Below are 11,897 nucleotides of genomic sequence, written 5' to 3'. Positions count from 1 at the left end.
TTATGCCATTCGTGCAGGCCGGAACTCACCCGGCAAGGGATTACGCTACCATAGGACGGTTATAGTTACCGCCGGCGTTCATCAGGGCTTAGGTTCAAAGCTCCCCTCACAAAAGTGAGGTTCACCTCTCCCCTTAACCTTCTGACACTGGCCAGGCATCAGCCCCCATACTTCAGCTTTCGCTTTGTGCGGAGACCTGTGTTTTTGGTAAACAGTCGCGTGAGAAACTTTCGCTGCGTCCGCCTCTAAGGCGGAAGGCCTTATTGCGAACTTACGGCCGCTTTTTTGCCGAGTTCCTTAACGAGGGTTCTCTCATTCGCCTGAGCATTCTCTGCCCGTCCACCTGTGTTGGTTTGCGGTACGGTCTAAGCACTTTTTAACTCCTAGAAGTTTTTCTTGACTCCCTCGACTTCCGAATTCCTCTTAACGAGGTTTCATTCGTAAGGAACTTTTGTCAATCGGATTTACCTGACTAACCCATTCCTTACTTAGACGGAAATAGCCAGATTCCGCTCGGAATAGGAGGAAGCGTCACTCCATTGGAAAAGTGCTTAGGGGCCGGAATATTAACCGGCTATCCATCAGCTAGCCCTTTCGGGTTCGCCTTAGGACCGCCTAACCTCCCGACGATTATCGTTGCGGAAGAAACCTTGGACTTTCGGCGAAGGGATTTTTCATCCCTAGTCTTGCTACTTATGCCAGCATTCTCTCTCCTGACTACTCCACCAAACCTTGCGGTTTGACTTCACCGCAGTCAGGATGCTCCCCTACCAACTTTGTATAAAAACAAAGTTTCTTATCTTCGGTATTAGGCTTAAGCCCCGGTAAATTTTCAGCGCAAAATGACTTGACCAGTGAGCTATTACGCTTTCTTAAAAGGATGGCTGCTTCTAAGCCTACCTCCTGGTTGTCTAAGTCATTTTACCACTTTTTACACTTAGCCTAAATTTAGGGACCTTAGATAAAGATCTGGGCTGTTCCCCTTTTGTCACATGGAGCTTAGCCCCCATGGACTGACTCCCGACGTAGAGGATGATCGGTATTCGGAGTTTGATTAGATTAAGTAGGATTACTCCACCTTAATCTATTCAGTGCTCTACCACCGAGTCCCACGTCGAGGCTAGCCCTACAGCTATTTCGGGGAGTACCAGCTATCCCCGAGTTCGATAGGCATTTCACCCCTACCCACAGCTCTTCCCATAGCTTTACACGACTAACGGGTTCGGGCCTCCCTCCGATTTTCACCGGAGTTCACCCTGGCCATGGGTAGCTCACCCGGCTTCGGGTCTCAAGTACAGAGCAAATCGCGCTTTTAACACTCGCTTTCGCTACGCCTCCGGGGGGTCAATCCCCTTAGACTAAGCTCTGTACTTGAACTCGCTGGCTCATTCTTCAATAGGAACGCCATAACCCCGCCAAGGCGGGGCGCTGACTCTTTGTTAGCACATGGTTTCAGGTACTTTTCAACGGCCTCACCGGCCTACTTTTCACCTTTCCCTCACGGTACTAGTTCACTATCGGTCACTGAGGAGTATTTAGCCTTAGGAGATAGTTCTCCTTGATTCAGTCGACGTTACCTTTTCATCGACCTACTCGAGAAAATCATCTGGCACAAAATTCTTTTTTCGAATACAGGGCTTTCACCTTCTTTGGCCAGTTATTCCAAACTGTTCTTCTAAAAGAATTTTGCTACCTCTTAGAATCTGAGTTCTAAGACGATGATTTCTCACAACCTCATATCAAAACATCACTGCTCAGACAGTTTTCTCTTTTAGAGAGAAAGTTTTGATATGATTTAGGCTCTTCCCCTTTCGCTCGCCACTACTTAGGGAATGTTTACCCCACAACTTTAAACGATAAACTATAAACAATAAATAAAAATTTAAAGTTTATAGTTTAAGGTTAAAATTTGTGAGGCAATTTCTTTTCTTTTCCTCTGGGTACTGAGATGTTTCACTTCCCCAGGTTCGCCTCCTCTCTATCAATTTGATAGAGGGATAACGCGATTTGAGATCGCGTTGGGTTTCCCCATTCGGAAATCTCCGGATCACAGGTTGCTTGCCACCTCCCCGGAGCTTATCGCAGGCTGCTACGTCCTTCATCGCCTCTCAGTGCCAAGGCATCCACCATGTGCCGTAGCTTCAATCAGGACCCATACAAGACCTTATTTTAATTATTTAAATTATTTAAATTGTCAAAGAACAATTTTTTAGAATCAAAAAAAACCGCTTATCCAAGCGGTTTTTGTCGCTAAAAACAACCAAAATCAACCGCTTGGTTTTTCGAAAATTTGGTTTTTTGATCGCCTAAGCATTTTATTTCTTTCTTCGAGAAAGATTATAAAATGAAAAATCAAAAAAGTCAAGTAAGGGTGTGGATAACTCAAAACTTAAATTTAGGTGGCTTAATCCGCCGTTCTTGTAATCTTCTGAAGGCACCAATCAGCCAAATAACAAAAAGAATTATTAACCAGATACTGAAATAAAAAATTAAATCAAAAAACAAAAATTTTAAATTAAATTCATTTTTTGACCAGTAGGGAAAGGGATAGCCCCAAGAATTTGACTGAAAAAGCAACTGACTGTTTCTATCAAGAGCAATAAAAGCCAGTCTAAGATTACTAACGGAAGGAAAAATTATTTGACGAGAATCAATTTTTTCTTCGTAATTTAAAAGCAAACCAAAAATAGTTATAACCGTAAGAAGAATAATTTTATATTTTGAGATCATTTTTAAAATAGAAGATTTTCTTTGCCCTCGGCAGGATTTGAACCTGCAACCCTTACGGGATGTGGTCCTAAGCCACACGCGTATGCCAGTTCCGCCACGAGGGCTTGTTAATCAAATTTTATAAAAATTAACTATTTTAACAAGAGTTTAAAAGGGGGCCATTCTTTGCTAGAAAATTTAAACCGATAAATTGTCTAACAAAGAAGGAAAAATCCATATTAATCTTTATAAATTAATCCAATAAAATTTGCAAAATTATTACATTTATTATCGCATAAAAACAAAAAACTCTCAACGAAAAGTAGAGAGTAAAATGGACCGGATGGGATTTGAACCCACGACCTCTACGATGCCATCGTAGCGCTCTAAACCAACTGAGCTACCGGCCCAGATAAATTTCTAATTTTTAATTTTAAGCGAAAGAAACATGCCCAGGGCGGGACTCGAACCCGCATGTCCGAAAACCGGACCAAGGTCCTCAGCCTTGTGCGTGTACCAATTTCGCCACCTGGGCACTGGCGGTTAAATTTTAAACTATAAATATCCTCTTTCTCGATGTAAAAATATTATTGATTATGAGGACCTTTCGTTTCTTTGATTTCTTTCAGCTTCTTTTTGTAATTTCTTAAATAATATAATTTTGCTCTTTTGACTTTGTGTTGCTTTAAAACCTCTATCTTGACAATTGTGGGCAAATGAATGGGATAAATTTTTTCAATACCAATCCCATCAGCGCCAATTTTTCGAACTGTAAAAGTAGCCCCAGCAGTATTACCACCTCGTCGGGCAATAACCATTCCTTCAAAGACCTGAATTCTTTCTTTCGGTTGTCCCTTGGCATCTAATTCCTTAATTTTTTGATGCACTTTTACTAAAAAACCTGGTTTTATTTCTTCGGTTTTTATTTTCATATTTTTCTTCTAAAAAATTTTTTAATTTTTTTAAAACTTGTTTTTTTAATTCTCTTAATGTTGGTTGGGTATTGTTAATAAAAAGATGATAAATTTTCTTTTCTTTGAGATTAATTTTATAAAGCTGCCAATATCTTTTCTGGTCCCCTCTGTCTCTTTGTGTAATTTTTCTTAATGCCTCTCTAAAAGTTAAATGATCTCTTTTGGCCATTCTCTTCGCTCTTATTTTTTTCTGGCATTGAACATAGATTCGACAATCAGCCCAATCGCCAGCTACCCAACCCGAAAGACGACCAACAAGAACATAATTACCCTTAATGGCTAACCTGATTAGAGTTTTGTCCATTTCATAATCTAGTCTTTTTGGTCGAATAATTGTCGCTTGAAGCAGAGAAATCTTCTTTTTTTTGGCAAATTTTCTCTCGATGTCTCCGGCATTGAAAATTTTTAATCTAAAACTTGAAGCAATGATTTCAGCCACAGTACTTTTACCAGCGCCGGAAAGACCAGCGACTGTGATGGTTAACCCCCTTTTTTTACTAGGTTTCTCAAATTTTTTTAATGATTTAATATAAGTTCCCACAATTTCTATTCTATTTTTTCTAAAAAATTTTTTAATTCTTCAGGTAAATCGATTTGAAATTCTTGCCACCTTTTTGAAAAATCAAAAAACCCCAATTTAAAAGCATGAAGAAAAATTCTTTGATCTAAATGAATAATTTTTTGTCTTTTGATTTTATATTTTCGATCTCCAACGATCGGGTGACCAATACTTTTTAAATGAACGCGAATTTGATGTGTTCGGCCAGTTTTTGTTTTAATTTTTAAAAGAGAAAATTTTTGAAATGTTTTCAAGACTTCATATTCTGTCCAGGCTTCTTTAATTCTTTCTAAATTAATTCGACGGGCGAGGGTAGTTGCTCCCTTAATTTTAGTCAGAGGAAGAATAATAAAGTTTTTTCTCTTTGCCGGTTGACCATGAACTAAAGCAAGATATTCTTTTTTAACTTGATGGTCTTTAAACTGATTTTTAATCCATTCAAAAAATTCTTGAGTTTTGGCTATGACCATTAATCCGGAAACTTCTTGGTCAAGTCGATGGACAAGGCCGGGCCGGAGTTTATCTCCACCAATCTCTTTTATTTCCGGTCGAAATTTTAAAAGCCAATCAATTAAAGTCTTCTCGCCCATTTCTTTGACCGGTTGAACTAATAAACCGGCCGGTTTATTGAGAACTAAAAAATCTTTATTTTCAAAAATTATTTTTATTTTATTAAAATTTTCTTCTTTGTCAAGATTTTTCATTTTTAATTATTTTGGCTAAATAAGCCAGGGCTTCTTCTTTGGTTTTTATTTTCTTAGCCAACTGTTTTTCTCTTAATTTTTCTAAAAATCGACCAATGGCTGGACCGGGAGGGAAGCCAAATTTTTCCATAATTTCATGACCATCTAAAAGAGGTGGTGGTAATTCTTTTTTAGTCTGAGAAAGATTTTTTATTTCTTTGATTCTTTTTTTCATCTGATAAAAATTAGTAAAATTTGGCTTGCCTGTTTCTAAAATTGTTGCGGCAATATCAACAAAAGAAAGTTTTAATAAATCATTTCCAGAATATCGAGGATGAAAAAAATATTTTTCAATTGTCCCTGGTCGCATTTTTGAAATATCACCGGCTACTAGAATCATGTGATTTTGAACTAACCAGACAATTTTATCTGTTTCTACTCCAACATCTTCCGGACTGGAAAGACGGAGGCGTTGACAAATTTTTTTGGTCAAATTAGCTCCCACCGAATCATGTTCATGGAAACGAATTCTGCTAACACCATCTTTTTCTGGGGTTTGTATTGTATATGGTTTGCCCAAATCATGAAAGAGGACGGCTAGAATTAATTCTAAAGAAAGTGGTTCTTGACCAAATTCTTTTTTAAATTCTTGAGTATAAAGTTTAGTCAAGGCCAAACGGGTATGAGTCCAAACATCTCCTTCTGAGTGAAATTCTTTTGGCTGGGGGCAGTTTTTCATCTTTAACATTTCTGGAATAATTTCCTGCCAGACATTGAATTCATCATAGAGATCAAAAGTTTCTACCGCTTGTGCTCGGAGGGATTTTAAAAATTCTTTAGCTATCACTTCATATGGAACAATTCTTTTTTCTTCTACTTCTTGTTCAGAAGAATAGCCTCTTTCAACCATTTTAGGAATAATTTCTAAATCATTAAGATGCTTGATTTCCTTTTTAAGAATCTGGCTCGTTCTCTCTTCAATTTGAAAATTTAATTCTACTGAAAATCTAATGGCTCTTAACATTCGTGAATAGTCTTCTTTAAACCTCGTTTCTGCTTGACCAACGGTCCGAACAATTTTTTTCTTTAAATCAAGTCTTCCTTGGAAAGGGTCAATAATTTTAAATTTGAGAGGTTCTAATTTTGAAAATTTGAGGGCGATAGCATTAATCGTGAAATCACGTCGAGAAAGATCTTCTTTAATCGGCATTTTTGGGTCAGATTTAACAACAACATCCTTGTAACCACCGGTACCAAAGGCATGTTCTTTGCGCGGCAAAGCAAAATCAATGGGATTGTGAGGGTCACCATTTTTAGGAACAAACTTAAAAACGCTAAAAGCCTTGCCGACCGAATTCACCTTGCCAAAAGAGGCGAGAAAATTTTCTAAATCTTCTGCCGGAACTTTTCGGACAACAAAATCAAAATCTCTTGTTTTTCTTTCCAAAATTAGATCTCTAACCGCCCCGCCAACTAAATATATTTCGGCCTGAGGAAATTTTTTGATAAGTTTTTTCAATAAAGAAAAAAAGTTCTCCTTATTTAAGGCTTTTTTGATCTTTTCTAAATTTATTTTCATAATTAAGCTATAAAAATCAATTATGGACTCACCGAGAATCGAACTCGGAACTCACCCATGCGAAGGGTGCGGTATACCATTTACCTATGAGCCCTTTTAGTTGCTTACTATCTCAATCTTCGGGCAATTCACCTCTTTGCTAAAGAGGATAAATTTTTCTTATTTCGCGCAAAGTAGCCTTGATCGGTAGACTTTGAGGCTGACTTGGATAAAGGACATTTTTTTTAAATGGTAGTTTAGAAAAAAACGAAGACAAGGTCTTTTTACTCGTGGTAAATGATATAGATCGGATATAATCACAATTTTATCTTTTTGACTAACTAAATTTATTGGAAAATCTTCAAATTGGTCTTTGGTGTTCTGAATATTTTCATTTGTCGTAACAATTATTTTCTCAGCTGGAAAATTAAATTTTTTTCTATCGCTCCTCTCTGACAAATTGTTTTTAAATATTCATTATGTTCTTTCCTACCGTTGAAATAGATGGACGGGGCATTTTCCCTAATATCGATTAAGGTAACCTCTTCAATCTTTTTTTTCAATCGAATAGCTGTTACTCTTTTAGCGACCTCTAGACCAGTTAAAAATCTCTGTTTGGTTTGGTTAAATCGACCTTCGGCTGCTTCGTCCTCGAAGGTAATTTCCGGACCAGAGAGAACCTAAATTAATCCCCAATTTTCTTCTGGTAGCGGCAACTCTTTTTCTGACATTTCTTTTAATTCTTGGACAATTTTTTTTCGTGAATTTAAATATTCTGGATGAAAATATTTTTCTTCCATATTATTAAATTTTATTATGCCTCTGACAGGAATCGAACCTGTATCTCCGCCTTAGGAGTGCGGGGCTCTTTCCTTTTGAGCTACAGAGGCTTTTAGAAAAACATTATTTAATTAAAGTTTCTATCAAACGAGAACTAATTTTTGAAATAAAACCAGTCTGTTGATCTAAGAAAAAAAGACAAAACATCAACAATAGAATTGTTCCACTAACAATCAAAACATTAAATAAATCTTTCTTTAAATAAGGATAATCAACAACTGGCTCTTCTTTTTTGGTATCTTGCTTCATATTTTTAGTTTATCTATTTTAGACTGTTCTGTCAATTGTTTTATCAATTTGACTCTTGCTCAAAAATTGTCTATGATTTATAATTAATCAATAAACCGTCTCTTTATGTTTAAAGAAAATAAACCAAAACCAATAACCGATGGGGAAACAATTATTGGTCAAGGTGTCAGAGTGGAAGGAAACTTTGTTGGTGAAGGAAATGTTATCGTTAGGGGTCAGGTCAAGGGTTCAATTACGACCAAAAACGATTTAAAAGTGGAAGAAGGAGCTTTCATTGAGGCTGACGTTGTGGCGCAAAATGTTATCATTGCCGGTGAAATTAAAGGTAACGTTAAGGCGACCGAAACAGTTAAACTAATTAATTCAGCCAAAGTTTTGGGCAACATTGAATGTCAATCTCTTTCTGTAGAAGAGGGTGTTGTTTTTAATGGCCAATGTGTGATGGGAACTAAAAAGATAGTTGAGGAATAAATAGTCACCAATTAATAATAGTCTTGCCAGTCAGCTGAGTTTGAATTTTGACTTTTGAATTTAACTTTTATGTATCTTTACATTTTTGACTCTTTTTTGGTTAAGAAAAAATATAAAAAAATTCTTGACAAAATTGAGACAAGGATTACGGATCTAGAAATTTCTGGTCGAATCATTCGTCTCACGATTTTAGAAAGCATCGAAGAAATTATTAAAGAAGCAATTAAAAGGGGGGTTGAAACAATTGTCGTTGTCGGCAATGATAAAACATTCTGTCAAGCAGCCAGTGCCATGGTTAATTCCGGTGTTGTTTTAGGCTTTATTCCTATTAACGAGGAGACGAAATTAGCAAAAATTCTTGGTCTACCAAAAAATGAATTAGCTTGCGAAGTCATTTCAGCTCGGTTAGTCGAAAATATAGATTCGGCTAGGATCAATCATTATTTCTTTCTCTCTTCGGTTCAAATTAAGACAGCGAAAATTATTTTAAAAACACCTAGTTATACCATCTTCCCCTTCTCTCAGATTGATGAAATTAAAATTTCTAATCTTGATTCTCTTTTAGACGGCAAAGGGGTTAGTAATCCGAAAGATAATTTTGTTGAAGTTATTTTTCAAAAACCGATTTCTTCTTTCCTTTCTTTTTTCAAATTTTCACAGGAAAAAATAATAAATAGTTTTTTCTTGTTTAAAAAGATAAATGTTGAATCGCCAAAAAAGAAAAAGGAAGTGCCTGTTTTAGTTGATGGTTGGCGAGTTTTAAAGACGCCTTTAGAAATAGAGGTTGTTCCAAGTTCTTTAAAGGTTATTGTTGGTAAAGAAAGAAAATTTTAAAATAAATTAAAAATTTAATATTAGTTTTATGAAGGAAAAATCATCATTCTCAGAAGAAGAAATGAAAAAAATGGGTATCAGTGATGAATGGATTGAGGCGAAACAAGAAGAAGCAGCTGATTTAAAAAGAATACAAAAAGATAAAAAGGGAAGGAGAGAATGGATGAAAAAATATTTTTTTGGCAAGCTAGGGCAACTTTATCGAAAAAAGAATTTTAATCCGACAGACTTTAATATAGCAATTATTTTGGCCAGTAAAGAATTTAATTTTCTAGAAGAAATTCCGCCTGATCAGGAAATTAAAGGAGACTTTATTCAGAATTTTGGTTTAGATAAGGAAAAACAAAAATTTTTTAGATATTGTGGTCCACCCAATCAATCCTCTTTAGAATGGCAAATTTTTCAGAAATTAAAAATTTATCGCAAAGCAGCTGAAGAGAAATTATTACATAGCGCAGTTTTAAAGGATTTTTTAAAAAAATAAAAAATGACCCCCTTTATCATCAATCCTCAAAATTTTAAAACCGAAGTTTTAGAAAGTAAAAAACCGGTTTTAGTTGATTTCTATGCAGACTGGTGTTTACCTTGTCAAATGTTAAACCCGATTTTGGAAGAATTAAGTAAAAAATATCATCAAAAAATTAAAATCGCCAAACTCAACATCGAGGTTGGCGAAAAGATTGCTTCAGAATATGGCGTGATGAGTGTCCCAACTCTGATTATTTTTCAAGACGGCCAAGAAAGAAAAAGAATCGTCGGCCTTCGCCGTCAAGAAGAATTAGAAAAAATTTTAGACCTTTTCTAATTTCAAAGAAACCAAATGAGTGATATTGTCAGCTTTCATTGTTAGACCATAAACAAAATCGGCGATTTCCATGATGGTATTGTTGTGGGTAATAATAATAAATTGAATTTTTTTGGCTAAATTTTTAATAATTTCTGCAAAACGCAAAGAATTGATTTCGTCTAAAGCTGCGTCAACCTCGTCTAAAACAACGAAAGGAGGGTTTTTTATTTTAAGAATAGCAAAAATCAAGGCCAGTGAGGTCAATGCCCTTTCTCCTCCAGAGAGAGTCTCTAAGGTTTTGATTTTTTTGCCGGGTGGTCGAGCGAAAATTTCAATAAACCAATCTTCTTTTTCTTCTTCATCTTTTTCCGATAAAAATTCTTCTTGACTTTCCTGAATGGCTAAATTATTTTGATCTTTATTTAATGGTTCATTTTCCTTTTTTCCTTTTTCTCGCAGAACTAATTTGGCTAGACCGCCTTTAAATAAAATTTTAAAATATTTTTCGAATTCATGATTAATTTTATTAAAATTGGATAAAAATTCTTGCTTGATTTTCCCATCCAATGTTTTTTTAATTTTCTCAAGAGAATTAATAGCTTTGTTTAGGTCATTTATTTGCGATGATAAAAAATTATATCTCTGCAAGCATTCTTCATATTCTTGAGCAATGTTTGGATCAATCGCTTCAATCATCTCCAATTGATGTTTCAACTTTTTAATTTTAAGGAAAGCTTCTTCTTCTTCAGCCGGACTTAATAATTTGTTCTCTAAGACAGTCAAAATTTGTTGATCGAAACAGTCTCTTTTTATCTCTTCTTTTAAATCTTCTTTTTTTGTCTCTAATTTTGCCAATTCTATTTCCTTTTCTTTTAAAGAGAGGTTGAGTTGGGTAAAAGAGTCTTGTATTCTTTGTATTTCTTTTTGTTGTCTAATAACTTCTTTTCTTTTGTCTTCTTCTTCCTTTAAAATTTGAGCGAGGTCTATTTCCAGTTTTTTTATCTTTTCTTCAAGAAATTTTAAATCCTCTTCAACAATTTTAAGTTGTGGAGAAGGGGAGCATTTTTTTTCTTGAAGAATATTTAATAACAATTTTGTTTTTTCAATTATCTTAAGAAAATTTTGTTGAATCTCTTTTATTTCTTCTATTTTTTTTATTTGCCCTAGTCTAGTCATCAAATTTTCTTGCTCAATTAAAATATCTTCTAAGGTTAATTCTATTTCTTTTAATTTCCTCTGCGCTTCAAGGGTTTCGTTTTTACTAGATTTAAAAATCATTTCTGTCTTTAAAACAGAAATAGTTTCCATTATTTTTTTTCTTTTCTCTAAAGAGGCTTGATATTCTTTTTGTAGCTGATTAAATTTTAAACTGCTTTGATCAGAAGAAAAAAAATTTATCTTTTCTTGAAATGCCTTGAGTTCTTGTAGTTTTTTATTAACTTCTTCTTTTTTCTTTACTACTTCTTTTTTTAACTCAGCTTCCTCTTTTTCTAATCTAAACTTTTTAGAACCGTAATATTTTCTCTGTTGTTCAAACAAATCCTTTTCTATTTTTTGTCGCTTGGCTAATTTTCTAATTTGTCTTGTCAGAAAATGCATTCTCGGTTCAACTTCCTTAAGAGCCACTAAAGCTTGTCTAAGGTTTTCTTGACTCTTTTTAAGTTTAATCACTGCCTCTTTTCTTTTCAGTTGATATTTTTTAATACCGGTTGCTTCAGCAAAAAATTCTCTCCGTTCTAGAGGTGAAGAATAAAGAATAGAATCAACCATCCCCTGACCAATGACCGAATAACTTTTTAAGCCAAAATTCGCTTTACTAACCGTGAAAATGATGTCTTGTAATCGTACTTTTTCCCCATTGATGAAATATTCGTTTTCGCCATTTCTAAAAATTTTTCTGCCTACTACTAATTCTTGGAAAGATGATTGGAGATGACTATTTTCATTTTTTAAATAAAGAAAGACTTCGGCAAAATTAAGTCTTTTTTGTCGGCCAGAGAAAATAATATCTTCACTCTTTCTACTTCTAATAGTTTTTAAACTTTGCTCGCCTAAAGCCCAACGGATGGCTTCAACAAAATTTGACTTGCCAACTCCATTTGGACCAATAAGACAAGCAATTCCTTTAGTAAATTTTAGCTTGACGCGCTGACCAAAAGACTTAAAACCAAAAATTTCTATTTTTTCAAGATACATAATAAAATTTTCAATTTAATCTGCCCGATGGCGGAAA

General features: G+C 34.9%; 11 protein-coding genes, 5 tRNA genes and 1 rRNA gene. 4 read left to right on the top strand and 13 right to left on the bottom strand.

Annotated features, from left to right (window positions below; genetic code table 11):
- The 12 genes from N2259_00180 to N2259_00125 all read right to left on the bottom strand — a co-directional run.
- Positions 1-2,150, bottom strand: a 23S ribosomal RNA gene (locus tag N2259_00180); the annotation flags it as partial.
- A gap of 232 nt (positions 2,151-2,382) precedes the next feature.
- Complete coding sequence (locus tag N2259_00175; protein MCX7778659.1) at positions 2,383-2,730, bottom strand: hypothetical protein; 348 nt, start codon at positions 2,728-2,730, stop codon at positions 2,383-2,385.
- 22 nt (positions 2,731-2,752) lie between these two features.
- A tRNA-Leu gene (locus tag N2259_00170) sits at positions 2,753-2,834 on the bottom strand.
- A gap of 210 nt (positions 2,835-3,044) precedes the next feature.
- Positions 3,045-3,119, bottom strand: a tRNA-Ala gene (locus N2259_00165).
- Positions 3,120-3,158: 39 nt separating this feature from the next.
- A tRNA-Leu gene (locus N2259_00160) sits at positions 3,159-3,244 on the bottom strand.
- Positions 3,245-3,296: 52 nt separating this feature from the next.
- Positions 3,297-3,641: a 50S ribosomal protein L19 gene (rplS, locus tag N2259_00155; protein MCX7778658.1), complete on the bottom strand. Its 345-nt coding sequence runs from the start codon at positions 3,639-3,641 to the stop codon at positions 3,297-3,299.
- Positions 3,580-4,224, bottom strand: a complete 645-nt coding sequence (locus tag N2259_00150) for a cytidylate kinase family protein (GenBank protein MCX7778657.1) — start codon at positions 4,222-4,224, stop codon at positions 3,580-3,582. Before N2259_00150 ends, rplS begins: the two co-directional genes overlap by 62 nt.
- Positions 4,225-4,229: 5 nt before the next feature.
- Complete coding sequence (locus N2259_00145) at positions 4,230-4,946, bottom strand: RNA pseudouridine synthase (GenBank protein ID MCX7778656.1); 717 nt, start codon at positions 4,944-4,946, stop codon at positions 4,230-4,232.
- Complete coding sequence (locus N2259_00140) at positions 4,933-6,504, bottom strand: HD domain-containing protein (GenBank protein ID MCX7778655.1); 1,572 nt, start codon at positions 6,502-6,504, stop codon at positions 4,933-4,935. The genes N2259_00145 and N2259_00140 overlap by 14 nt, the downstream gene beginning before the upstream one ends.
- 23 nt (positions 6,505-6,527) lie before the next feature.
- Positions 6,528-6,598, bottom strand: a tRNA-Ala gene (locus tag N2259_00135).
- 702 nt (positions 6,599-7,300) lie between these two features.
- Positions 7,301-7,373: transfer RNA gene (locus tag N2259_00130), tRNA-Arg, on the bottom strand.
- Between the two features lie 13 nt (positions 7,374-7,386).
- Positions 7,387-7,572 carry a hypothetical protein gene (locus N2259_00125; protein ID MCX7778654.1) on the bottom strand — a complete coding sequence of 62 codons (186 nt, stop codon included), beginning with the start codon at positions 7,570-7,572 and terminating at the stop codon, positions 7,387-7,389.
- 105 nt (positions 7,573-7,677) lie between these two features.
- On the opposite strand from N2259_00125, the gene N2259_00120 reads away from it, so the two are divergent.
- From N2259_00120 to trxA, 4 genes are all read left to right on the top strand, one after another.
- Positions 7,678-8,043 (top strand): polymer-forming cytoskeletal protein, encoded by a 366-nt coding sequence (locus tag N2259_00120; protein MCX7778653.1) that lies wholly within the window; start codon positions 7,678-7,680, stop codon positions 8,041-8,043.
- A gap of 69 nt (positions 8,044-8,112) precedes the next feature.
- The gene (locus N2259_00115; GenBank protein ID MCX7778652.1) at positions 8,113-8,877 is read left to right on the top strand and encodes a diacylglycerol kinase family protein; all 765 of its coding nucleotides are present in this window, start codon (positions 8,113-8,115) and stop codon (positions 8,875-8,877) included.
- A gap of 28 nt (positions 8,878-8,905) precedes the next feature.
- Positions 8,906-9,361 carry a hypothetical protein gene (locus N2259_00110; GenBank protein MCX7778651.1) on the top strand — a complete coding sequence of 152 codons (456 nt, stop codon included), beginning with the start codon at positions 8,906-8,908 and terminating at the stop codon, positions 9,359-9,361.
- Positions 9,362-9,364: 3 nt separating this feature from the next.
- Positions 9,365-9,682, top strand: a complete 318-nt coding sequence (gene trxA / locus N2259_00105) for a thioredoxin (protein MCX7778650.1) — start codon at positions 9,365-9,367, stop codon at positions 9,680-9,682.
- On the opposite strand, the gene N2259_00100 is transcribed toward trxA, so the two are convergent.
- Positions 9,668-11,860: an AAA family ATPase gene (locus tag N2259_00100; protein ID MCX7778649.1), complete on the bottom strand. Its 2,193-nt coding sequence runs from the start codon at positions 11,858-11,860 to the stop codon at positions 9,668-9,670. The genes trxA and N2259_00100 overlap by 15 nt on opposite strands.
- Positions 11,861-11,897 lie beyond the last annotated feature (37 nt).

The sequence above is a fragment of the Patescibacteria group bacterium genome, from assembly GCA_026417895.1.
Lineage (GTDB): Bacteria > Patescibacteriota > Patescibacteriia > UBA2591 > CALHIP01 > CALHIP01.
The sequence above is the reverse complement of the archived record's forward strand: the minus strand, read 5'-3'. Positions and strand labels throughout refer to the sequence as shown.

Bases quoted from the DNA above. Each gene is read 5' to 3' on its own strand.
- N2259_00175 (MCX7778659.1), bottom strand. From the start codon at position 2,730: ATGATCTCAAAATATAAAATTATTCTTCTTACGGTTATAACTATTTTT.
- rplS (MCX7778658.1), bottom strand. From the start codon at position 3,641: ATGAAAATAAAAACCGAAGAAATAAAACCAGGTTTTTTAGTAAAAGTG.
- N2259_00145 (MCX7778656.1), bottom strand. From the start codon at position 4,946: ATGAAAAATCTTGACAAAGAAGAAAATTTTAATAAAATAAAAATAATT.
- N2259_00140 (MCX7778655.1), bottom strand. From the start codon at position 6,504: ATGAAAATAAATTTAGAAAAGATCAAAAAAGCCTTAAATAAGGAGAAC.
- N2259_00125 (MCX7778654.1), bottom strand. From the start codon at position 7,572: ATGAAGCAAGATACCAAAAAAGAAGAGCCAGTTGTTGATTATCCTTAT.
- N2259_00120 (MCX7778653.1), top strand. From the start codon at position 7,678: ATGTTTAAAGAAAATAAACCAAAACCAATAACCGATGGGGAAACAATT.
- N2259_00115 (MCX7778652.1), top strand. From the start codon at position 8,113: ATGTATCTTTACATTTTTGACTCTTTTTTGGTTAAGAAAAAATATAAA.
- N2259_00110 (MCX7778651.1), top strand. From the start codon at position 8,906: ATGAAGGAAAAATCATCATTCTCAGAAGAAGAAATGAAAAAAATGGGT.
- trxA (MCX7778650.1), top strand. From the start codon at position 9,365: ATGACCCCCTTTATCATCAATCCTCAAAATTTTAAAACCGAAGTTTTA.
- N2259_00100 (MCX7778649.1), bottom strand. From the start codon at position 11,860: ATGTATCTTGAAAAAATAGAAATTTTTGGTTTTAAGTCTTTTGGTCAG.